The organism is Pseudomonas sp. UBA6753, assembly GCF_002453565.1.
Lineage (GTDB): Bacteria > Pseudomonadota > Gammaproteobacteria > Pseudomonadales > Pseudomonadaceae > Aquipseudomonas > Aquipseudomonas putida_Z.
In genome coordinates this window covers 20,495-42,138 of sequence record NZ_DKHD01000004.1, presented here as the reverse complement: position 1 = coordinate 42,138, position 21,644 = coordinate 20,495, and the positions used below count along the sequence as shown (strand labels likewise).

The window sequence follows — 21,644 nt, the reverse complement described above, 5'->3', positions numbered from 1 at the left end:
AATTTTTACTGTGAATGTTGGAGAGTTGGAGCGCCGGAGTGGAGTCGGCCGCCATACACTGCGCTATTACGAGCAACTCGGGCTTATCGTGGCCCATCGCCAAGCCAACAATTACCGCAGCTACAGCGACCAGACCGTTGTTGATCTGGCCTTTATTCAAAGCGCCCAGAGCGGGGGTTTCTCGCTCGCCGAGATCGGCGACATCCTTGCAGCCAAGCGGGGTAATACGATCGATTGCGCGCAAGGCGCGATGTTGGTAGCCAGCAAGATGGCCGACATTCAAGCGAAGATCACCACGCTGCAAGCCGCCTATGTCCTTCTGGACGCGGAGCGTGCAAAGCTTGAAGCCAGTGCCATTGCCAACGGGCTGACCATTCCTCACCTGCCTGCGATTTAGCGTGGCTCGACGCCGTAGCTTGTTTATTCGCAATTATTTCTCATTTACACTTGTGTCTTGTTTCGGGGCCTACCTCTTATTCAGGATGCATCGTGTCGTTCGATCCCGCCAAACCGACGCTGCTGTCTACATTGGTACGTCACTATGACGATCTGGTGGACCACATTCGCCGACGCTTCGGCGACAGAAGCATGGCGCGTGATGTAGTGCATGACGTGTGCGTGCAATTGCTTGAGCGCGGTGAGAAAGACAACGTCCGAACCCCACTGGCCTTGCTACGAAAAATCTCCCACGACACCGCCGTGAGTCGCTATCGTAGCGATCGCCGCCGAGGCGCCTGGGTAGAGGCTATCTCCGAGCTGCCTGAGGTGGCCTGCCCGGCAGCCACCCCGATGACCAGGTATGACAGCGAGCGCGAGTTTCAACTGCTCGTCGACGCTATCACAGACCTCCCACCTCGCTGTCAGGCTGTTTTCGTCATGCACAAGATTCACGAAATCCCCCAGGCAGAAGTAGCCGCTCGCCTCGGTATCTCCATCAAGACAGTGGAAAAGCACCTGCGCCTGGGGTTGGCGGCGTGCAGGCAACGGCTTGGGCGCGATGAGGTGCATCCATGACCAAGCAGCCCGAACAGGCGCCGCTGGACGAGGCCCTGGGGCGACATCGTGAAGAGCTCAAGCAGCTGTTCCCCATGCCGCCGTCCAGGCCTGCGCCCTCGAAAGCGGTGAAGTCGGCAGGTATCACGCTGGCGGTTGCGATCGCCTTTGCAGCCCTGGCGTGGCTGAACCCTGCCTACGAGAGCGAGCGTTTCGCTACCGCCATTGGTGAGCGGCGCGCTGTGCTGCTGGGCGATGGAAGCAAGCTGCTGCTCGACAGTGGCACGCATGTCGATATCAGTTGGCGTCTGCTCAGCCGCGAAGTCGACCTGCGCGCAGGGCAGGCGCTTTTCGATGTGTCCTCGGCCGTGTACCGCCCCTTCGTGGTGTCCGCTGGCCTGGCGAAAATCGAGGTGCTCGGTACGCTGTTCAATGTTCGCCGCCTGGATAACGACGCGGTGCGTGTGTCCTTGGCCCGTGGGCGCGTGGACGTCACCGCGGCGGCTGCAGCACAAGCGCCTGTCACCCTCAGGCCAGGGCAACAGGTCGACTCGATTGGCGGGCAACTGATGCCGGTTGCGAAGGCCGACGCCTCAAGGGCGATGGCATGGAAAGATGACCGCATCGTGTTCGAGCAGACGCCGCTGGATGAAGCGGTGTCGTTGCTGCGCCTCTATCGCAAGGCCCCCATCGAGCTGAGCGACCCAAGCCTGGCCGCACTCAAGGTGACAGGGGTGTTCGAGGCGCACAATGTCGACCTGCTACTGGATCTGCTGCCAAGCATCCTGCCCGTCGCCGTGCTGCGAGAAGGGGATGGCAGCGTCCGGATTCAACCCAAATCGACAAGAAAATAATTCTCAGGCGCAGGTAGGGTTTCTCGCTCCCCATGGCGGCTACTGGAAAAGCCCAACCATAAAAAGGAACTCGAGAAGTGCATTTTCCCCTCCGCAGTCGCCAACTACGCCTGTCATTGCTCGCCAGTAGCCTGCTCATCGCAATGTCGGCCCAGGGCCGGGAAAAGGTGAACGTCGATCTCCCCGCCGCGCCGCTGGGCGAGGCCATCAACGCGCTCGCACAGCAGTCTTCGGTGCAGATCATCTTTGCCAGCGATCTCGGTGCAGGCCGAAACGTGCCTGCGGTGAAAGGGCGGTTCACACCTGAGGAAGCACTTCAAACGCTGCTCAAGGACAGTGGCTTGCAGGTACAGGCCAAGGATGAGCGCACGTTCGTCATCGTCGCGCAGGGTGCCCCTGCATCCAGCCCCGCACCCCAAAGCGTGCCCGTGGAAATGGCGCAGATGGAAATCACCGCCTCGCGCACCAGCAGCAGCCTGGTTTCCGCAACGCGGCAATCCACCGTTCTGGAGCATGAACAACTGCAGGAGCTGCGCCAGGGTTCAGAGAGCCTGGCCACGGTACTTGCCAAGGCGATTCCTGGCATGTCCGACTCCAGCCGCACTGTCACCGAGTATGGCCAGACCCTGCGCGGGCGCAGCATGCTGGTCATGGTCGACGGGGTGCCGCTCAATACCAACCGCGACTCTTCGCGCAACCTGGCCAACATCGACCCGGCACTGATCGAACGGGTCGAAGTCATCCGTGGCAGCAGCGCCATCTACGGCAGCGGCGCCACGGGGGGCATCATCTCCATCACCACACGGCCTGCAGGTGGCGAAAACCGTGCCGAAACCAGCCTGAGCGCCACCTCGCCACTCACCCGCTTGGGCAGCGATGGCCTGGGGGGGCAGTTCCAGCAGTATTTCGCAGGCTCTCAGGGTGCGGTGGACTACTCGTTCGACTTCGGTACCCGCCACATTGGTGCCTCGTACGATGCGCATGGCGACCGGATCGCCCCGGAGCCCAGTCAAGGCGACCTGTTCGATTCGAACATTTACAACATTGGCGGCAAGCTGGGGCTGCACATCGACGAGAACCAGCGAATCCAGCTTGCAGTCAGCCACTACGACGCCCGCCAGGACACTGACTACGCTACAGACCCAAGCGTCGCGAAACTCCCCGCAGGCTCTGTGCCGGCCAATGCCATCAAGGGCCTGGACCTCGACGAGCAGAACCGTATTCGCAACACCCTGGTGAACCTGGAGTACGAGAATCTCGACATTCTCGGAAGCCGGCTTTCTGCCCAGATGTACTACCGGGACTACTTCACCCGCTTCACCCCGTTCGACGCCCGGGCCGTTGCCACCCGCGGCGGCAACATCGACCAGATCATGCAGAACAGTGAAGTCTTCGGCAGCCGCCTGACCCTGCGCACGCCACTTGGCAACAGCGGCAGTACCGAGCTGGTGTGGGGTGGCGACTATAACCAGGAGCGCAGCGACATGCCGCTCGACGTCTTTGACCCGGCGGCTTATGACGCCAGTGGCGGCCTGGTATTCGACAAGACCGGCAAGCTCACCTACATGCCCCCGCTGAGGACGCGAAGCGCCGGAGCGTTTGCCCAGCTGCAGCATCGCTTCGACGAGCATTGGTCTATCGACGGCGGCCTGCGCTACGAATACTCCACCGCCGAGTTCGATGACTTCGTCCCGTTGTCTGAATCCACGGCTGCCTCCCCGGTGGCGGTGAAGGGTGGCGACATTCATTACGATGCGGTGCTGTCGAACCTGGGCATCGTTTACTCACCGGTACTCGGCCAGGAAATCTACGCCTCCTTCAGCCAGGGCTTCCAATTACCCGATGTGGGCATTCAGTTGCGCAATGCGCGCCGTGGTTTCGACATCGACGCATCGAACCTGGAACCGGTCAAGACCAACAACTATGAGCTTGGCTGGCGAGGAGAGCTGGGCAGCAACACCCTCGGCACCTTGGCGCTGTTCTACACCACCTCCAAACTGGGGGATGTGCAAAGTTTCAACAATGGCCTGATTCTGACCCGCACCAAGGAGCGCATCTACGGCGCTGAAGCCAGTGCCGATTGGCTATCGGACGATGCGGTGTGGGGCGCAGGGGGGAGTGCGAGCTGGATGCGCGGGCGAGAAAAACCGGACGGCAAAGGCTGGCAAGACATGACCGGCTATCGCGTTCCGCCGCTGAAGCTGACCGCCTACGTGCAATACAAGCCGACCCTGGATTGGAGCAACCGCTTGCAAGCCACGTTCTTCGACGCCAAGGACTACAGGCTCGATGGCGTGGACAGCTTTGGTCGACATCAGGTGAGCAGCTATACGACAGTCGACCTGATCAGCCAGTACCAGATCTCCGCTGACGACAAGGTTAGCGTCGGCATCCAGAACCTGTTCAACCGCGACTACTACCCGCTCTACAGCCAATTGCTGCGCAATAACAACAACACCAGCCACTTGCCGGCACCCGGCACTGTGTTGACTGCCAGCTATACGCACAGTTGGTAAGGTATTGAGCAATCACCGGGCCGGTATCGAGCCCGGTGGTCATTTACATGTTTCGCTCTACCAGGCATGAGGAAGGTGGAGCGGGCTATCTATATTGGGCAAATAGCGCTCAGCGCCAATGCTGTCGGCCTGGGGACAGTGTTCAGACAGTTTGCGTTGCTGCTGTACAGGACAAGCCTGAGGGCTACCTGCTGAAAGCGGCAATTGATCGTTACATGGCGAATCAAAGGAGAGTGCACATGGACTTGCTCATTGCTCCGGCAGCCCCTGAGGACCTGGCAGGCATTGCGGCCGTGACGGTGAAGGCCTGGCAGACAACTTTTCAGGGCATTCTGCCGGATGCATTTCTGGCCGGATTGACCATCGAGGCTCAGCAACAACGGCATCAGGCCCTGTTCGCCGTCAGTGGAGTGAGCTACCACGTGGCCAAGGTAGCGGGCGAGATCGTCGGCTTCTGCTCGGGGGGGCCGAACCGAAGCCCGGCGTTCGGGGAGGCTAACGAGCTCTATGGTCTTTATCTGCTGCCGCATTGGCAAGGGCAGGGCGTTGGGCGGCAGCTGCTGCTGGCTGTGGCGATGCAGCTGCAAGCGCCGGGCCGGCAAGGTTTGCTCGCCTGGGTGCTGACGGATAACCCGAATCGGCACTTCTACCGACGCTGCGGTGGCCGGGAGGCGTCTGGACGGTCCATTGAACTGGCAGGGCAATCATGGCCGCTGACTGGCTATCGTTGGTCGTCCGCCCCTCCAGCCGATACCCGAGTGTTCAATCCAGACCATTACCTTGAAACGCTCGGTGGGCGCGTGTTCAGCCAATCGCGCAACGCCGACGCATGGCGGCTCACCCTGCTGGCGCTGGAGGCTGCGCTAACGCGCAGTGGCCCGAAAGCGCGATTGCTGTTGGTCGTGGGCATGCAAGCTGCGGGGAAAACCACCTGGATCGAGCAGCATCGTGGGGCAGGGGATGATAACGGCTGCCTGTATTTCGATGCAGCACTGCCGCGGCGCGTGCATCGTGCGCCAATCCTGGCGTTGGCCGCGCGCAATGGCGTACCGGTCTCGGCGGTCTGGGTTCGTGCCTCGGTGGAGCAGGCGCTGGCACGCAATGCGTTGCGCCGCGCGGATCATCAAGTGCCGCGGGAGAGTATCGAGGCAGTTGCGGCTGCGTTCGAGCCGCCTTGCAGGTCAGAGGGGTTTGTCGAGGTTATCGAAGTAACGGGCAACGATTGAGATGGCCACTCCTCCAATCGCGTGAAGTAGAACCTGGCTTAACCTGGTTCGCCAGCATGGAAGCCTTCCTGGAAAACGGTATTGACCTCGAGTTAAGTGGAGGTTCTAGAGTGTCGTCCGGACGCTCTCGCAACTTCCGGAAACGAACTCACAAAGGACCAGGAATGGACACTCCGACCTCACTGCTGATTTTCCAGATCACCTGCTGCATTGGCTTGAGCCTGTGGCTGAGTATCAGCCTGATCAACAACCTGAATGCCTTTGCCAGTTCGGCCGGGGCGATCGGGGCGACCATGTCGATGGCGCCGCTGGCCCAACCGCCCGCAATCAGCCTCCCACTGCTGGGGCGAGCGATGACCTCTCCCTTCCTCCATCGCCTGGCCCTGTCGATCATCGTGCTGATACAGGCAGCCGCCGCCCTCACGGCATGGGTCGGGTGCTATGAACTGGTGCTTGGCGCCGGCCTGGAGGCTTCACTGTCCTGGTTGAACCTGGCCTTGAGCGCAACGCTCGGGTTCCTGCTTGCGATGCTGCTGGGCGGGATATGGTTCGGCTACTGGATCCGCCAGGAAGGGTTGCAACTGACCCATCTGCTGCTGATGGTCTGGATCCTGCTGCACTTCGTCGTACTCAATGTCCGGTGGAGTTGATCGGTCGATGGATACTTGCAGGATGCCAGGAAGGAGCAACAGATGAAGACGATGATCGTAGGCGCCAGCAGAGGGTTGGGCCGTGCCTTGCTCGAAGGGCTCGGCAAGCCAGGGGACACGCTGATCGGCGTATCCCGCAAACAGCCGGTCGACCTGGCCCTTGCCTCGGGCATCGATCTGCACTGGATCGATGCCGACCTTGCCAAGCCAACGGCGGCTGTAGCACAGATCGCGGATCGAACACCTGCCGATCTGGATGTCCTGATCTGCAACGTGGGCATCTGGGAAGAACACGCCTTCAGCGAGCACTACGCATTCCTCGACGACAGCGACGAATCGATCACCAGGCTGGTCGAGGTGAACATCACCGCCACGCTGCTTCTGCTCAAGCGGCTGGTGCCAAAGTTGCTGGGTGCGTCCCGGCCGCAGTTGATCCTTACCGGTTCGACCTCGGCCCTTCGCCAGAGCGGGCGCCCGGAGGTGGCGTTCGGTGCCTCCAAGTTCGCCCTCAACGGCATGGCTGATGCGCTACGCGAAGGCTTCAGGGATGACAACCTGGCGGTGACCGTGCTTCAACTGGGTTACCTGAATACCGACGACTCCCTGAGCACGCCATTGGCGCAAGCCGCAGCACGAGGCGAACGGCGCCAGGTACCGGTGCATGATGTGGTCACCATGGTCGACGCGCTGTTGCGCTTGTCCGAGGCTTCGTTCGTAAGGGAGCTGATCTTGCCGGCGATCGGCGATGAGCGCTTCTGAGAATAGTCGGGGCGATTGCGCTACCGCAGCGGTTGCGCGACAGCGAGGTTGCTTGCCCCTTCGGACAATCGTGGATTCTGCTCCGATCGAGCCGAAGCAGACATCAGGTGTAGCCGCGGTCGAGCCGCAGCTGGCATGCTTGTCTGATCGCTAGCGGGAAGACGCAGGGAGTCTACGATGGAACGGTCTTGCATCACTTATTACCTGGAAATGACCTCGGCTTCCGAGCTGCAGGAAAAACCACAGCGTCACGACCTTCAGATCATCGAATGTGAAGTGCCTCAGGCGGAATTCAATCGGTTTCTCTACAAGCTGGTAGGAACGCCCTGGGAGTGGGGCGATCTTGATAGCTGGAGCAGTTCCGAATGGCAGGCACTCGTTGACCAGGAGTGCCACCGTACCTGGGTTGCCTATCACCGTGGTGCGATAGCCGGCTATTACGAGCTTTATCGCCCCGATGGCTGTAACTGCGAAATCCGCTACTTCGGGTTGGCACCGCAGTTTCTAGGGTGTGGCTTCGGCGGGGCACTCTTGAGTCACGCTGTTCGATCTGCGTGGGAATGGCAAGGTACAGAGCGGGTGTGGGTACACACATGCACGTTCGACCATCCTGCTGCGCTTGGAAATTATCAGGCGCGCGGATTTCGTATTTTCAAGCAGGAGGAGACGCAGCCAAGCCAATGAGCGCTGACGCCAGACTGCGAAAGCTCGCCATGGAAGAAGGCGGCCGTTCACGAGTGGCCGTTTTCGACCCAAAGCGAACACTGATCCAAAGCTCTGTAGTCAGTGCAGGCCTCATCGCCGGCAAGCCGGCTCCCACAGGAATATCACCAGTTCAGGCATGCGCTGTACTTGTGGGAGCCGCGCTTGCCGGCGATGGGCCGCGAAGCGGCCCCGATTACAGATGTCCGCTTTGGATCGTTTGCTGCCGGTCGTAGATGACGGCTTTCGACCCAAAGCAGACGCTGAAAAAAACTGATGTCGTGAGTGCAATGCGCACTCTGTGGGAGCGGGCGTGCCCGCGAACACCGGCGCAGCCGGTGCCAGTCTCCGCGTTTGATTCTTCGCGGGCGCGCCCGCTCCCACAGAGATTGCTGTTCGGCTCACCGGCAGCAACGGGTCGTTTGCTGCCGGTCGTAGATGACTGCTTTCGACCCAATATAGATAGTCCGCTCCACCTTCAACGATACTGGTATCGGGGCCGCTTCGCGGCCCATCGCCGGCAAGCGCGGCTCCCACAAGTACAGCGCATGCCTGAAGGCTGGTGATATTCCTGTGGGAGCCGGCTTGCCGGCGATGAGGCCTGCACTGACTACAGAGCTTTGGATCAGGTTCGCTTCGGGTCGAAAGCGGCCGTAATCGGCAGACCTCTTTCGACCCATAGCAGCCATTTACCGAGAGCGAATTACAACTTGTCGACCAATTCAGCCAAGACAGTTACGCTCGCGTCATTTGCACGGAAGCGTCAATGAAAATGACTTACCTAGGTAGCTGCTTGTGCTCAGCAGTAAGTTTCGAACTAGTCACTGCGCCAAAGGCAGTTACTCACTGCCATTGCAGCCAGTGCCGCAAAGGTCACGGGGCTGCATTCGCATCCTACGGAAGCGTCCCGCGTAGCGACCTGCGAGTACTACGTGGCGCCGATAACATCAGGACGTATGCGTCTTCACCGACAGTAATGCGCGAATTTTGTCTGGCGTGCGGTTCGACTTTATTCTGGTCACGTTCTCAAGGTGAATATGCCGGCTGGATATCCATAGCGCTAGGAACGCTTGATACCCCCTTCGAGCCGAAGCAGCAGAGACATGTGCACGTCGACTCCGCTGCGCCTTGGTACACACAGGCCAGCATTCGGATCCAGCTCGGCTGACCGACATAGGTTAATACTCGCTATCAACAGGAGCAGCCGATTTGCAACGGACGCCAAGAGCATAAGTGCGCTTGCAGTTGACCTAGTCGTCGCAGCCTGATCAGGTTATGCAAGGTCCTTAGATGCTGGATCGCGACTGATTGGCGACAGGCGCCTTCGGTGAAGGCACCGCGGTCAGCAGGAGATGAACTACGCTTCTGTAACAACACCGCAGATCGAAGAAACATTGCACGAGGTCGATACGGCCGGATGCTGGTGGTAAGGGACTGGCCATTCTTCGGGACCCGGCACCCTCATCGCCATCACCCGGGGTAGCCTCCGTGACAATCAAACAGCCCCTTACGGCTCTGCTGTTACTTACCCTGCTGTTTGTTGGTTGTACGACACCCACTGTCTCTCACGAACCCAGTCAGGCCTTGCCTGCGAACGATTCGGCGTTCGGTCGTTCTATCCAGGCCCAGGCAGCCCCCCATCGGGGCCAGTCGGGCTTTCGCTTGTTCTCCGATAGTGCCGAGGCTTTCGCCGCACGCGCCGAGCTGATTCGCAATGCTCAAAGCAGCATCGACTTGCAGTACTACATCGTTCACGACGGCATCAGTACTCGGATACTGGTGCGCGAGCTGCTCATCGCCGCCGACCGTGGCGTCCGCGTCAGGATCTTGCTCGATGACACCACCAGCGATGACCTGGAGCGAATTATCGCGACACTGGCGGCGCATCCGCATATACAGATCCGCGTGTTCAATCCACTGCACCTGGGCCGCAGTACCGTCGTGACGCGTACCATGGGCCGGCTGTTCAACCTGGCCCGGCAGCACCGGCGCATGCACAACAAATTGTGGGTGGTGGACAACAGTGCGGCCATCGTCGGCGGGCGCAATCTGGGGGACGAGTATTTCGATGCCGAGCCCAACAGGAATTTCACCGACATCGACATGCTCGGCGTCGGGCCGGTTGCAGAACAATTGGGACATAGTTTCGACCAGTACTGGAACAGTGCCCTGAGCAAACCCATCGAGCAGTTCATCTCGACCAGGCCGACGACCGGGGACCTGAAAAACCTCCGGACTCGGCTGGACGAGTCCCTCGAGAAAGTACGCAAACAGAATCATGCGCTCTATCAACAACTGATGAGCTATACCACCCAGCCACGCCTGAATGACTGGCGCAGGGAGTTGATCTGGGCCTGGAACAAAGCGATGTGGGATGCACCGAGCAAGGTCTTGTCGAGTGGCGAGCCAGCCCCGTACTTGTTGTTGGCCACCCAATTGGCACCCGAGCTCAATGGGGTATCCAAGGAGCTGATCCTTGTCTCGGCGTACATGGTGCCGGGCCAACCAGGGGTGGTGTACCTGACCCGTCGTGCCGACGCTGGCGTGTCGATCAGCTTGCTGACCAACTCACTGGAAGCCACCGATGTACCCGCCGCGCACGGTGCTTACGCGCCTTATCGCAAAACCTTGCTGGAGCATGGTGTGCAGTTGTTCGAATTACGCAGCCAATCCGGTGACAATGGCGACAGCGACAGTGGGCTGGGCCTGTTTCATGGTGGATCCTCCAATAGCTCCGAGTCCAGCCTGCATAGCAAGGCGATGATATTCGACCAGCAGAAAGCGTTTATCGGCTCGTTCAATTTCGACTCGCGCTCCTTGTTGTGGAATACCGAAGTCGGCGTGTTGGTCGATGACCCTGAGCTTGCTGGACGGGTGCGCGAACTGGCTCTGGAGGGGATGGCACCGGCTCTCAGTTATCACACCCGGCTGGAAAAGAATCAGCTGGTATGGGTCACCGAAGACGATGGCAGGCAACATACATTGACCAAGGAACCGGGGAGTTGGTGGCGACACTTCAATTCCTGGCTCAGCAGCGCGATCGGGCTGGAGAAAATGCTATAGCGTGGTTAGATCCAAGGCGCGACGATGATTAGCGCCACTGATCTGCTATTCACGTACAGCACTGAACACCTGAGGTAAATCCATTACCCCAACAGGGTAGGGCGCTTTTCCATCGCCCCTGACTTCTGGGAGTTCAGCATGAAAGCAATCGTATACAACGCACCGCGCGACGTCGCCGTCAAGAATGTTGCCGATGCAAGGATCGAGAAACCTACCGATGCGCTGGTGCGCATCACCACCACCAACATCTGCGGGTCCGACCTTCACATGTATGAGGGGCGCACATCGTTCGAAGCTGGGCGTGTGTTCGGCCATGAGAACCTCGGTGAGGTGATCGAGGTGGGGGCTGGGGTGGACCGCGTCAAAGTCGGTGACTGGGTCAGCCTACCGTTCAACATCGGCTGCGGGTTCTGCGAAAACTGCGAAAAAGGCCTGACAGGGTTCTGCCTCACTGCCAACCCGGGTGCTGCCGGGGCCGCATATGGTTTTGCCGACATGGGTCCCTACCAAGGTGGTCAGGCCGAGCTGTTGCGTGTGCCATACGCTGATTTCAACTGCCTGGTGCTGCCGGAGGACGCCCAGGAACGTGAAGATGACTACGTCATGCTTTCGGATATTTTCCCCACTGGCTGGCATGCGACAGAGCTGGCCGGCCTGCAGCCGGGCGAGAGCATTGCGATTTATGGAGCGGGCCCTGTCGGGTTGATGGCGGCCTATTCGGCAATCATCAAAGGTGCCTCCGAGGTGTTCGTGATCGACAACCAGCCGGATCGTTTGAGGCTGGCCGCGCAGCTTGGGGCAACCCCCATCAACGCGGTCGAGCAGAAGGCTGTGGACGAGATCATGAACCTGACCCACGGCAAAGGCACCGACCGGGGATGCGAATGCGTGGGTTACCAGTGCTGCGACAAGCATGGCCATGAAGCGAACTACCTCACCATGAACAACCTGGTTGCCTCGACCAAGGCTACCGGTGGCATAGGCGTCGTGGGTGTGTTCATGCCAGAAGATCCGGGTGCGAAGAACGACCTGGCGAAGCAGGGCAAGATGGCCTTCGATTTCGGGGCGTTCTGGTTCAAGGGCCAATTCATTCGCACAGGCCAGGCGAACGTGAAGGCCTACAATCGCCGCCTGGCGCAGCTCATTCATCATGGGCGCGCCAAGCCTTCCCAGATAATTTCCCATCGTTTGACGCTTGCTGAAGGCCCCGATGCCTACAAGCACTTTGATGCGCGGGATGATGGCTGGACGAAGGTGGTGCTCAAGCCTGCTGCCTGATTCGCACCCCGATGCTTCCAGGCAAGGAAGCTCGGCGAGGGAGGCGTTCGTCTGGTGTGCTAACTGGCACCTGCTTGAAACAAGCCCCGAACCACCTCCCTCATCCAGCGATTTCCGCTGTCTTGCTGGTAGCGCGCGTGCCAATGCTGCTTGACCGTAAAGCCCTCCACTGCAAACGGGCAATCGTGCACCTGCAGACCATGCATGTCGGCAAGTGTCTGCCCGATGTGCCGTGGCAGCGTTGCCACAAGGTCGGTCGACCCGACAATCATCCCCAACCCTAGAAATGCCGGCAGCTCCAGCATGATCCTGCGTTCGATGCCGGCCCGCGCCAAACCAGCCTCCAGTAACTTTTGCCCGGTCCCGGCACTGATCTGTACATGCCCCTCGCCCTGGTAGCGCGCCACGCTCATGCCTTGGCCCAAACGAGGGTGTTGTGGGTTGCTCAGGCAGACCCAGTCCTGTTCGAACAACACTTGCTGATACATCCCCGCACCCAGCCAAGGCACAAAGCCGATGGCCAGGTCCGCCTCGCCGGACTCCAGCGCGCTTTCGGTATTGCCATCTATGCGCGCCGCCTCCAGGCGAATACCCGGCGCATGGGTACGCAGGTGGTTGAGGATGCTGGGCAGCAGGGTGATATGGCTGGCATCACTGACGCACAGGCGAAAGCGACGCTGGGCCGTGGCTGGAACGAATTGCGGCTCCCAGGTAGTCAGGCGCCGCAGCGATTCCAGCACCTCGCGGCATGGCCCGATCAACTGGTCTGCCCGCGGGGTAGGGGCCATGCCCCCGGGGGTGCGCACGAACAGCGGGTCGTTCAGTTCTTCACGCAAGCGCCCCAACCAGATACTCACGGTAGGTTGACTCTGGCCGAGCTGTTCAGCGCTACGGGTCACGCTACGGCAGTGGTAAAGCACATCGAACAGCTGCAGCAGCTTGGGATCAGGCAAGGCATCGAGCGTGCTCATTATTGCGAGCCGCAGACGCTGGTGCTATCGCTGCAGAACGGTCTTGGCCACGAGGACATCCTGGCCGAGGCCGTGGGGCGTGAGCGGGTATTGGCCGGCAAGACCTACGTCGGTGGCGTGATGCTGGCGCCGGGTTCGATCCGTGCCGGCGTGGCAGGCAAACACACCTTCATCGGCGAGCTCGACGGCCAACGGACCTCGCGTGTGCAGGCCATCGCCGAGGCTTTCAATGGCGCCGGGCTCGCCACCACGGTCAGCGACAACATTCTCGGCACCATGTGGGACAAGCTGCTGGTCAACGTCGCGACAGGCGCGCTCAGCGGCATCACCATGCTCAGTTATGGCCAGCTGTACAGCGAGCCGCTGCTGGAAAGCACCGCCAAGGCAGCGGTCAGCGAAGCCATCGCCGTCGCCGAGCGGGCCGGCATCCGCCTGAGCCTCACCAGCCCGGACGCTGCGTGGTGCCTGGCAGCTGAAGGCCTGCCGGCAAGCTTCCGTACCTCGATGCTGCAGAGCCTGGAAAAGGGCTCGGTCACCGAGATCGATTTCATCAACGGCTCCGTCGTGCGCTGGGGCCAGCGCCACGGCGTGGCTACGCCGGTCAACGCGACCCTGGTTGCCTGCATCAAGGGTATTGAGCGCGCCATGGCCGATCAGCAGAAGGGAAGTAATCCATGAGCCAGCCGAAAGCCTACCTTGAACACGTTGCGTTCTGGGTGCGGGACATCCAGTGGCACATCCGCTTTTTCAGCGAGGTGTGCGGCATGACCATGCGCGAGATGCAGGGTGACGCCGAGCAGCCTGCGCAGTACTGGACCCTTGGTGGCCTGCAGTTCATCCACCAGCCGGACTTTGCCGGCCCGGAAGGGCGCATGGCACACCTGGGCATCATGTGCGAGGACCTCGAAGCCGCGTTGGCCGCCGCACAGCGTTTCGGCGTCAGCGAAATGCCTCAGGGCCGCAACTGGCTGCGCCTGCCTGACGGCCTGGCGGTCGAGTTCATTCAGGCATTGCCGGCGAAATGCGTCGCCCAGGCACTGGCCATCGACCCACGTGCAGAGGTGGTGGCATGAGCGTGGTGGAAAAATACTGGGACGATGCCTGCGAAGGCGATGAATGCATCAGCCCCACCTACACCGTTACCCGCGAACGCATCCTGGCCTACGCCGAACTCACCGGCGACCACACCCCGGTGCATGTCGACGAGGCGTACGCCAACGCGAGCCACTTCGGCTGCCTGGTTGCCCATGGCCTGTTCGGCCTGTCGATCGCCGACGGCCTGAAGACCCAGTGCGAATACCGCTTTGTACCGGGCATGTCGCTGGGCTGGACCTGGGACTTCGTGCTGCCGATCAAGGTCGACGATGTGCTGCACGTGCGCATGCGCGTGGGGGCGATGCGCCCGAGCAACAGCCGACCGGGCTGGGGCATCGTGGTCTTGCCGTCGGAGCTGATCAACCAGCATGGCGAAGTCGTGCAGCGTGGCGAGCACCGGTTGATGGTGCCGAGGAGAGTGCAGGCATGAGCCAGGCATTGCCATTGGCGGGTATTCGCGTCATCGACTATAGCCACTTCCTGGCCGGGCCCTATGTGGGCCGTTGCCTGGCAGCACTGGGCGCCGAGGTGATCAAGGTCGAACGGCCGGGCAGCGGCGATGCCGGCCGCCAGCACGCGTTTACCCTTGATGAACAGCAGAGCGGTTACTTCCTGCAGCTGAACATGGGCAAGCAGGGCGTCAGCGTGAACATGAAGGACCCGCGTGGCAAAGCATTCATGCAGCGCCTTACCGACTCGGCCGATGTGTTCATCGAAAACTATCGCCCCGGCGCCCTGGACAAGCTGGGCCTGGGCTATGCCGAGCTGTCAGCGCGCAACCCGCGTCTGGTGTACTGCTCCATCTCCGCCTACGGCCATACCGGCCCGGATGCCCACCGCGCCGGCTTCGGGCTGATCGCCGAGGCCAAGAGCGGGATCATGCAGATGGTCGGCGTGCCGGGCGAAGCGCCGCCGTTGCTGCGCATTTCTTTGGGCGACATGTACACCGGCATCCATGCCGTGGCGGCGATCAATGCGGCGCTGTTGGGCCGGGTGAGCAGTGGTCGTGGCCAGCACATCGACATGGCCCTGTACGACACGCTGGTGTCGATGCATGAATACGCGGTGCAGTGCTACACCTTGTCCGATGGCACCGTCCTGCCCGAGCAGACCGGCCATGACATGCCCACCTCCACCCTGTACGGGGTGTTTCGTGCGGCTGATGGCGACCTGGTAATCGCCGCCCAGGTCGACGACGCCTGGAAGCGCTTTGCCGCGATGCTCGAAGCCAACGGTGGCCCGCCCGGGTTCGGCAGCGACAGCCGCTACCACTGCCTCAATGGCCGCAACGCCCACCGCCAGGCGATCCTGGCCGTGGTGCGTGACTGGGTCGGTGCGCGCCGGGTAGCCGATATACTGCAATTGCTCGATGACATCGACATCCCCAGCGCCAAGGTGCAGCGCATCGACGAGGTCGTGGCTGACCCGCAGATCCAGGCGCGCAACATGGTCATCGAGCAGCAGCACCCGCGCTACGGTACCTTGCGCCTGCCCAACCTGCCGTTCCGCTTTTCCGAGTGCGACACCACGATCCACCAAGTGGCCCCGGACCTCGGTCAGCACAATGCCGAAGTGGCCGCCGGCCTGGGCTTCAGCCCTGAAGAAATCACCGCCATGCAGGCAGACGGTGTGCTGTTCACCCATGGAGATGCACGATGAGCGACCGCTATGCAGTGATCGGCCGACCGATCAACCACACCAAGTCCCCGTTGATTCATGGCCTGTTCGCCCAGGCCAGTGGCCAGTGCCTGGAGTACGGCGCCATCGAGGGCGAGCTCGAGGGCTTCGAGGCCCAGGTGCTGAACTTTCGCAACGATGGCGGGTTGGGCATGAACATCACCGCGCCGTTCAAGCTGCGCGCCTTCGAGTTGGCCGACCAGCGCAGCGAGCGCGCACAGCTGGCGCGGGCGGCCAATGCATTGAAGTTCGAGAATGGCCGTATCTTTGCCGAGAACTTCGACGGCATCGGCTTGCTGCGGGATATCGAGGAAAACCTCGGTGAACCGCTGGCCAATCGACGGGTACTGCTGCTCGGCGCTGGTGGCGCGGTACGTGGTGCATTGCTGCCGTTCCTGCAGGCGGGGCCAAGCGAGCTGGTGCTTGCCAACCGTGACATGGCCAAGGCGCTCAGCCTGCGCAACGAACTGGACCACCCAAGGCTGCGCATCAGCCGTTATGAGGAGCTGGATGGACAGTCCTTCGACATCGTGGTCAATGCCACTTCCGCGAGCCTCACCGGCGAGCTGCCGCCGCTACCTGAAGGTGTGCTGGGCGAGACGCGGCTGGCTTACGAGCTGGCGTATGGCAAAGGCCTGACGCCGTTCCTGCACATGGCCCAGGCGCAGGGTGTGGCGCGCCTGGCCGACGGTGTCGGCATGCTGGTCGAGCAGGCGGCGGAGGCGTTCGCCTGGTGGCGCGGGGTGCGGCCTGAAACCCGTGCCGTGATCGATCGCCTGACCATTCCACTGGAGTAGGATCCCGCTCCTATGGAACTCCACATAACTCCTTGATTTAGCGGGGACCCTGTGGGAGCGGGTTTACCCTAGTGCCAGTCAGTTGAGCGATTTGGGGCCGCTTTGCGGCCCATCGCCGGCAAGCCGGGCTCCCACAGGTACGGCGCCGACCTCAAGATTTTCGCAGTCCCTGTGGGAGCCCGGCTTGCCGGCGATGGGCTGCGCAGCAGCCCCAAAAGCTACGGGCCTGTTGATTTTGCACAGTTTCAGTTTAGTGTAGAGGTACAAACATATTGTGTTGAGTACTCTACATGATCCACTGGTCGCTACTGATCCTCGGATTGCCGACGGCCAATGCCACCGAGCGCATGCGTGCCTGGAGGAGCCTGAAGGCCTCCGGAGCCGCAGTGCTGAGGGATGGTGTTTACCTGCTGCCCGAACAATGTGCGGGTCGGGAAGTTTTCGAGGCAGTCGAGCGTGACGTGCTGGCTATCAACGGCACCGCATTTCTCCTGTCGCTGCCTGAGCGTGAAGAGCGCTTCAGCAGGCTGTTCGACAGGAGCGACGAGTACGCCAGCCTGATGGAAGAAATTGCAGGCTGCAGGGCCGAGCTGGCGCCAGAGAATGCGCTGCAGACCGCACGGCAGGTGCGCAAGCTCAGAAAGGCCTTCAGCCAGTTGGCGGCGACCGATTTTTTCCCGGGCGTGCCCAAGGCACAAGCCGATGCGGCGCTGCAAGAGCTCGAAGCCGCGATTGGCCGCGCACTGTCTTCCGATGAGCCGAGTGCCCACGACGAGGCGATCACCCGACTGGAACGCAACGACTACCAGGGGCGCCTTTGGGCCACCCGCAAGCGCCCATGGGTGGATCGGCTGGCATGTGCCTGGTTGATTCGTCGCTTCATCGATGCCGACGCTCGATTCATCTGGCTGGACAGGCCTGAAGACTGCCCGGGCGATGCGTTGGGCTTCGATTTTGATGGGGCCAGGTTCAGCCATGTCGGCCAGCGGGTGTCCCTCGAAACCCTCATCGAGAGCTTTGCCCTACAGCAGCCGGGCCTGGCACGCTTGGCCGCGGTCATTCACTACCTGGATGTGGGAGGCAACCAGCCCTCGGAAGCACCAGGTATCGAACGTGTCCTCGCGGGCTTGAGACAAAGCATTGGCGATGACGATCAACTGACAACGGTCGCCGGGGGTATCTTCGATGGCCTTCTGACGGCTTTCGCGAGTGAGGAAGCGCAAAATGGTTGATAGCACCTCTGCAGTGGGCGAACAGCCACCATCGCAAGCGGTTCAGCGGCCTATCGGACTGTTCGAAGCATTCCTGTTCTGGCTCAAGCTGGGCTTCATCAGTTTTGGTGGGCCCGCCGGGCAGATCTCGATCATGCACCAGGAACTGGTCGAGCGCCGGCGCTGGATCAGCGAGAAGCGGTTCCTGCACGCGCTGAACTACTGCATGTTGTTGCCAGGCCCCGAGGCACAGCAACTGGCCACCTACATCGGTTGGCTCATGCACCGCTCCTGGGGCGGGGTGATTGCCGGCGTATTGTTCGTATTGCCCTCGCTGTTCATCTTGATTGGCCTGTCTTGGGTCTACATCGCCTTTGGCGAGGTGCCGGTGGTGGCGGGGGTCTTCTACGGCATCAAGCCTGCAGTCACGGCCATTGTCGTGCACGCGGCGCACCGGATCGGCTCGCGCGCGCTGAAAAACGGCTGGCTGTGGGCCATGGCCGCAGCGTCGTTCGTGGCCATCTTTGCCCTCAATGTGCCGTTCCCGTTAATCGTGCTGGTTGCCGGTATCGCAGGCTATGTGGGCGGTCGCTTCGCCCCCGGCAAATTCGTGATCGGTGGTGGTCATGGGGCTGCCAGGAGCAGCTACGGCCCGGCCCTGATCGACGATGACACACCAACGCCTGACCATGCGCGTTTTCGGATGGGGCATTTGCTGCGTCTGGTGCTGATCGGCGCCGTATTGTGGACCTTGCCCATGGGGCTGCTGACACTGACGTTTGGCTGGGCCGGCACTCTGACGCAAATGGGCTGGTTCTTCACCAAGGCCGCACTTTTGACCTTCGGTGGCGCCTACGCCGTCCTGCCCTATGTGTATCAGGGCGCCGTCGGGCATTACGGCTGGCTGTCACCCACTCAGATGATCGATGGCCTTGCCTTGGGAGAAACCACGCCAGGACCATTGATCATGGTGGTGGCTTTCGTCGGCTTCGTCGGTGGCTACGTGCATCCGATGTTCGGTGAGCAAAACCCGTTCCTGGCCGGTGCAGTCGCGGCCAGCCTCGTCACCTGGTTCACCTTCCTGCCGTCGTTCCTGTTCATCCTCGCCGGTGGCCCGTTGGTGGAGTCGACCCACAACGAGATGAAGTTCACCGCACCGCTGACGGGGATCACGGCTGCGGTCGTGGGGGTGATCCTGAATCTCGCCATGTTCTTCGGCTATCACGTGCTCTGGCCAAAGGGTTTCAGTGGGGCGTTCGACTGGCCTTCGGCGTTGATCGCGATTGCTGCCGCAGTGGCCCTGTTCCGCTTCAAGCGTGGCGTGATCCAGGTACTGTTCAGTTGCGCCTTGGCCGGTGTGGCGGTCCATATGTTGCGTGGTTGATACCGGTTGCCGGCCGACATCGTCGGCCGGCTTGTCACGAATCAGAAGGTGTAGGTCACCCGCCCGAAGTAATACCCGCCGGTAAAGCCATAGGGCGAGTACACCCCGTATCCCTTGACCATGGTCTTGCTGCTCGGTGCCTGGCGCTCGGGGTAGATATCGAACAGGTTGCGCGCCCCGATCGCCACCTCCAGGTCCTTGGTCAACTGGTAGCCTGCATCCAGGTCGGTGATCCAGCGCGCCTTGTAATCGCGGTCCAGCGAACGGTCGTTGGCGGCATTCACCTCGCGCCAGGATCCGTAGCGGGTCAGCCCCAGGTTGACCCGGTAGCGGTCCAGGCGCCAGTTGCCGCCAAGGATCAGCTTGGTGTGCGGTTGTACCTCGGTCAGCAGGTTGCGCGCCTGGCGATTCATCAGCTCGTAGGGCGTGCCAAGGATGTTCACGCTCTGCTTGTAGTCGAGGATCTCGGTGTCGTTCCAGTTGAACGCCGCCGTCCACTTCACCGTCCCTGCACCGCCCAGGTCCTGGTCGTAGCGGCCCACCAGGTCCAGGCCCTTGGTGCGGGTATCGGCGCCGTTGGTGAAGTACTGGCCGCCCGAGGTCGAGTCGATACCGTTGGCGAGCAAGGCCTGGGTGACCTCGGGGCCGAGCAGGGTACCGGTGAGGGTGATGCGGTCGCGCACGTTGATCAGGTAGGCATCGGCAGTGAAGGCCAGGCGCTCGCCAGGCTGCCAGGCCAGCCCCAGGCTGTAGTTGGTGGACTTCTCCGGTTTCAGTGGTTCGGCGCCCAGCGCCTTGGCGGCGGCCGAATCCACCGGCAGCACGCCATAGTTGATCGACTGGTACACGCCGTCGACCACGCCGTAGGTAGTGGAGCGGGCGCTGAACAGGTTGTTGGCCAAGGACGGCGCGCGGAAGCCGTTGCTCACCGTCGCCCGCACGGCCAGTTCGGGGGTCAGCTCGTAGCGGGTGGTCAGCTTGCCGCTGCGGGTGGCCCCGATGTTGCGATCATAGTGCTCGTAGCGCAGGGCAGCGCCCCAGTACCACTGCGGCAGCGGGTTGAAACCCACGTCCAGGTAACCGGCGTAGCTGTTGCGGCTGGCACTGGTGGCCTCGGCGGGGGAGATGCCGTTGGTGACCTGGGCGCCGGAGGCTGCGCAATTGCCGGGCGCCTTGCAGTAGCCGCCGTCGGCCCAGCTGGCCCAGTCGCCAGCCTGCACCTGGTAGGTATCGCGGCGCTGTTCCAGGCCCCAAGAGAAGTCCAGCGGCTTGGTCAGCCCAACCTCGAAGCTGCGGTGCAGGTCGAGGTTGCTGGTCAGTTGCGAGCTGACCCAGGTGCCGGATTCGAAATGGTTGGGCGTGGCCTCGCCCAATGACGGGTTCTGGTTGTTCCAGGTGCCCTGTTCGGCCTCGTTGCGCCCGTAGGTACTGGACAGGTCCCAGTCCCATTCGCCGGCCAGGCCCCTGGCGCCAAACGCCGCCTGGTAGTCGTATTCCTCGATGTACCAGGTGGGCGTGTAGCCCGAGGGGCGCCCGTTGGGCCCGGTGGTGATGGTGTTGACGATGGTCGGCAGGCGGAAGTTCTGGCCCTGCTCGGCCTTGCGGTACGACCAGGTGCTGAACGAGTAGAGAGTCAGGTCGTCCTGCAGCGGCAGTTCGGCGTTGTAGCCCAGGGTCAGAAGGTTGATCTTCGGCGTGCCATAGCCGCCGTAGGTAACCTTGCCGGCGCGGTCCAGGGCTTCGGCCTGGCTGTAGCCATTGGCGCTGGCCTTGTTGTCGTCGTTCTGGCTGCGGGCGTCCAGTGGCAGCTGGACGATGCCGTCGCGGCCGATCTCGAAGCCCTTGTTCAGGCTTTGCTGCACGGTCTGCTTCTTGCCGTCGTAGCCCTGGCCTGCGGTGGTCACGGCAGTGCCGCTGGCGTCGGCCTTGAGAATCACGTTGATCACCCCGGCGATGGCGTCGGAGCCGTATTGGGCGGCCGCACCATCACGCAGCACCTCGACATGGTCGATGGCACTGATGGGAATCAGGTCGAGGTCGGCGGGGGCTGCGCCGGCGTTGATGCCGCTGATGTTGAGCGTGGCGCTGGTATGGCGGCGCTTGCCGTTGACCAGCACCAGCACCTGGGCGGCGTTGAGCCCGCGCAGGTTGGGGGCGCGGGCCATGCCGCTGGCGTCCCAGCCGGTCTTTTCCGGCAAGGTCAGCGACGGCACGCTGGCGCTGAGGGCTTCCATCAGGCCGGGCTTGCCGGTTTCCTGCAACTGCTTGGCGCTGATTACGTCGATGGGCACCGGGCTGCTGGTTACGGTGCGTTTCTCGCTGCCACGGTTGCCGGTGACGATCACCGTGCCCAGGGCCTGGGCGGCGGGTTCCTCGGCCAGGCTGGGTGCGTTGTGCAGCCCGGCGACCAGGGCCACGCCGAAAAAAGAGGCAGTTTTAAAAGCTGGCTTCATGCACGCAGTTCCTTG

The 21,644-nt window shown here is 61.7% G+C and carries 19 protein-coding genes and 1 pseudogene; 18 read left to right on the top strand and 2 right to left on the bottom strand.

Annotated features, from left to right (window positions below):
- Positions 1–10: 10 nt before the first annotated feature.
- The 11 genes from B2790_RS02875 (at position 11) to B2790_RS02825 (ending at position 12,041) form a co-directional block, all read left to right on the top strand.
- On the top strand, positions 11–397 hold the full coding sequence (locus B2790_RS02875; RefSeq protein ID WP_050706059.1) for a MerR family transcriptional regulator: 387 nt from the start codon (positions 11–13) through the stop codon (positions 395–397).
- A gap of 92 nt (positions 398–489) precedes the next feature.
- Positions 490–1,014 (top strand): RNA polymerase sigma factor, encoded by a 525-nt coding sequence (locus tag B2790_RS02870; protein ID WP_286918212.1) that lies wholly within the window; start codon positions 490–492, stop codon positions 1,012–1,014.
- Positions 1,011–1,847 carry a FecR family protein gene (locus B2790_RS02865; RefSeq protein ID WP_286918211.1) on the top strand — a complete coding sequence of 279 codons (837 nt, stop codon included), beginning with the start codon at positions 1,011–1,013 and terminating at the stop codon, positions 1,845–1,847. Before B2790_RS02870 ends, B2790_RS02865 begins: the two co-directional genes overlap by 4 nt.
- 77 nt (positions 1,848–1,924) lie before the next feature.
- Positions 1,925–4,363, top strand: a complete 2,439-nt coding sequence (locus B2790_RS02860) for a TonB-dependent siderophore receptor (protein ID WP_286918210.1) — start codon at positions 1,925–1,927, stop codon at positions 4,361–4,363.
- Between the two features lie 239 nt (positions 4,364–4,602).
- Positions 4,603–5,589 carry a GNAT family N-acetyltransferase gene (locus tag B2790_RS02855; protein ID WP_286918208.1) on the top strand — a complete coding sequence of 329 codons (987 nt, stop codon included), beginning with the start codon at positions 4,603–4,605 and terminating at the stop codon, positions 5,587–5,589.
- A gap of 164 nt (positions 5,590–5,753) precedes the next feature.
- Positions 5,754–6,239: a DUF2165 domain-containing protein gene (locus tag B2790_RS02850; protein ID WP_286918260.1), complete on the top strand. Its 486-nt coding sequence runs from the start codon at positions 5,754–5,756 to the stop codon at positions 6,237–6,239.
- Between the two features lie 42 nt (positions 6,240–6,281).
- Positions 6,282–6,998, top strand: coding sequence for an SDR family NAD(P)-dependent oxidoreductase (locus B2790_RS02845; RefSeq protein WP_286918206.1), 717 nt, complete (start codon positions 6,282–6,284; stop codon positions 6,996–6,998).
- 177 nt (positions 6,999–7,175) lie between these two features.
- Positions 7,176–7,682 (top strand): GNAT family N-acetyltransferase, encoded by a 507-nt coding sequence (locus B2790_RS02840; RefSeq protein WP_286918205.1) that lies wholly within the window; start codon positions 7,176–7,178, stop codon positions 7,680–7,682.
- Between the two features lie 784 nt (positions 7,683–8,466).
- The gene (locus tag B2790_RS02835; RefSeq protein WP_286918204.1) at positions 8,467–8,868 is read left to right on the top strand and encodes a GFA family protein; all 402 of its coding nucleotides are present in this window, start codon (positions 8,467–8,469) and stop codon (positions 8,866–8,868) included.
- 320 nt (positions 8,869–9,188) lie between these two features.
- A complete protein-coding gene (locus tag B2790_RS02830) occupies positions 9,189–10,763 on the top strand; it encodes a phospholipase D family protein (protein ID WP_286918203.1) in 1,575 nt (524 codons plus the stop codon).
- Positions 10,764–10,901: 138 nt separating this feature from the next.
- Positions 10,902–12,041, top strand: coding sequence for a glutathione-independent formaldehyde dehydrogenase (locus tag B2790_RS02825; protein ID WP_286918202.1), 1,140 nt, complete (start codon positions 10,902–10,904; stop codon positions 12,039–12,041).
- A gap of 59 nt (positions 12,042–12,100) precedes the next feature.
- On the opposite strand, the gene B2790_RS02820 is transcribed toward B2790_RS02825, so the two are convergent.
- Positions 12,101–13,012 (bottom strand): LysR family transcriptional regulator, encoded by a 912-nt coding sequence (locus B2790_RS02820; RefSeq protein WP_075045463.1) that lies wholly within the window; start codon positions 13,010–13,012, stop codon positions 12,101–12,103.
- Positions 13,013–13,021: 9 nt separating this feature from the next.
- Here B2790_RS02820 and B2790_RS02815 point away from each other — a divergent pair.
- From B2790_RS02815 to chrA, 7 genes and pseudogenes are all read left to right on the top strand, one after another.
- Positions 13,022–13,690: pseudogene (locus tag B2790_RS02815) on the top strand (ketopantoate reductase family protein); the annotation flags it as partial.
- Entirely contained in the window at positions 13,687–14,085 is a 399-nt protein-coding gene (locus B2790_RS02810) for a VOC family protein (RefSeq protein WP_025339475.1), read from the top strand. The pseudogene B2790_RS02815 and the gene B2790_RS02810, both read left to right, overlap by 4 nt.
- Complete coding sequence (locus B2790_RS02805) at positions 14,082–14,537, top strand: MaoC family dehydratase (protein WP_075045462.1); 456 nt, start codon at positions 14,082–14,084, stop codon at positions 14,535–14,537. The genes B2790_RS02810 and B2790_RS02805 overlap by 4 nt, the downstream gene beginning before the upstream one ends.
- Positions 14,534–15,766, top strand: coding sequence for a CaiB/BaiF CoA transferase family protein (locus B2790_RS02800; RefSeq protein ID WP_286918201.1), 1,233 nt, complete (start codon positions 14,534–14,536; stop codon positions 15,764–15,766). The genes B2790_RS02805 and B2790_RS02800 overlap by 4 nt, the downstream gene beginning before the upstream one ends.
- Complete coding sequence (aroE, locus tag B2790_RS02795) at positions 15,763–16,581, top strand: shikimate dehydrogenase (protein WP_286918200.1); 819 nt, start codon at positions 15,763–15,765, stop codon at positions 16,579–16,581. Before B2790_RS02800 ends, aroE begins: the two co-directional genes overlap by 4 nt.
- A 290-nt stretch (positions 16,582–16,871) precedes the next feature.
- On the top strand, positions 16,872–17,813 hold the full coding sequence (locus B2790_RS02790) for a chromate resistance protein ChrB domain-containing protein (protein WP_274078434.1): 942 nt from the start codon (positions 16,872–16,874) through the stop codon (positions 17,811–17,813).
- The gene (gene chrA / locus B2790_RS02785; protein ID WP_286918199.1) at positions 17,806–19,176 is read left to right on the top strand and encodes a chromate efflux transporter; all 1,371 of its coding nucleotides are present in this window, start codon (positions 17,806–17,808) and stop codon (positions 19,174–19,176) included. Before B2790_RS02790 ends, chrA begins: the two co-directional genes overlap by 8 nt.
- Before the next feature lie 41 nt (positions 19,177–19,217).
- Here chrA and B2790_RS02780 read toward each other — a convergent pair whose 3' ends face one another.
- Entirely contained in the window at positions 19,218–21,629 is a 2,412-nt protein-coding gene (locus tag B2790_RS02780) for a TonB-dependent receptor plug domain-containing protein (protein ID WP_286918198.1), read from the bottom strand.
- Positions 21,630–21,644: the final 15 nt, after the last annotated feature.

What these genes read in the sequence shown, in the direction of transcription:
- aroE (WP_286918200.1), top strand. Translation starts at nt 15,763, where the DNA reads ATGAGCGACCGCTATGCAGTGATCGGCCGACCGATCAACCACACCAAG.
- B2790_RS02780 (WP_286918198.1), bottom strand. Translation starts at nt 21,629, where the DNA reads ATGAAGCCAGCTTTTAAAACTGCCTCTTTTTTCGGCGTGGCCCTGGTC.
- B2790_RS02850 (WP_286918260.1), top strand. Translation starts at nt 5,754, where the DNA reads ATGGACACTCCGACCTCACTGCTGATTTTCCAGATCACCTGCTGCATT.
- B2790_RS02865 (WP_286918211.1), top strand. Translation starts at nt 1,011, where the DNA reads ATGACCAAGCAGCCCGAACAGGCGCCGCTGGACGAGGCCCTGGGGCGA.
- B2790_RS02820 (WP_075045463.1), bottom strand. Translation starts at nt 13,012, where the DNA reads ATGAGCACGCTCGATGCCTTGCCTGATCCCAAGCTGCTGCAGCTGTTC.
- B2790_RS02805 (WP_075045462.1), top strand. Translation starts at nt 14,082, where the DNA reads ATGAGCGTGGTGGAAAAATACTGGGACGATGCCTGCGAAGGCGATGAA.
- B2790_RS02855 (WP_286918208.1), top strand. Translation starts at nt 4,603, where the DNA reads ATGGACTTGCTCATTGCTCCGGCAGCCCCTGAGGACCTGGCAGGCATT.
- B2790_RS02840 (WP_286918205.1), top strand. Translation starts at nt 7,176, where the DNA reads ATGGAACGGTCTTGCATCACTTATTACCTGGAAATGACCTCGGCTTCC.
- B2790_RS02800 (WP_286918201.1), top strand. Translation starts at nt 14,534, where the DNA reads ATGAGCCAGGCATTGCCATTGGCGGGTATTCGCGTCATCGACTATAGC.
- chrA (WP_286918199.1), top strand. Translation starts at nt 17,806, where the DNA reads ATGGTTGATAGCACCTCTGCAGTGGGCGAACAGCCACCATCGCAAGCG.
- B2790_RS02810 (WP_025339475.1), top strand. Translation starts at nt 13,687, where the DNA reads ATGAGCCAGCCGAAAGCCTACCTTGAACACGTTGCGTTCTGGGTGCGG.
- B2790_RS02790 (WP_274078434.1), top strand. Translation starts at nt 16,872, where the DNA reads ATGATCCACTGGTCGCTACTGATCCTCGGATTGCCGACGGCCAATGCC.
- B2790_RS02835 (WP_286918204.1), top strand. Translation starts at nt 8,467, where the DNA reads ATGAAAATGACTTACCTAGGTAGCTGCTTGTGCTCAGCAGTAAGTTTC.
- B2790_RS02825 (WP_286918202.1), top strand. Translation starts at nt 10,902, where the DNA reads ATGAAAGCAATCGTATACAACGCACCGCGCGACGTCGCCGTCAAGAAT.
- B2790_RS02845 (WP_286918206.1), top strand. Translation starts at nt 6,282, where the DNA reads ATGAAGACGATGATCGTAGGCGCCAGCAGAGGGTTGGGCCGTGCCTTG.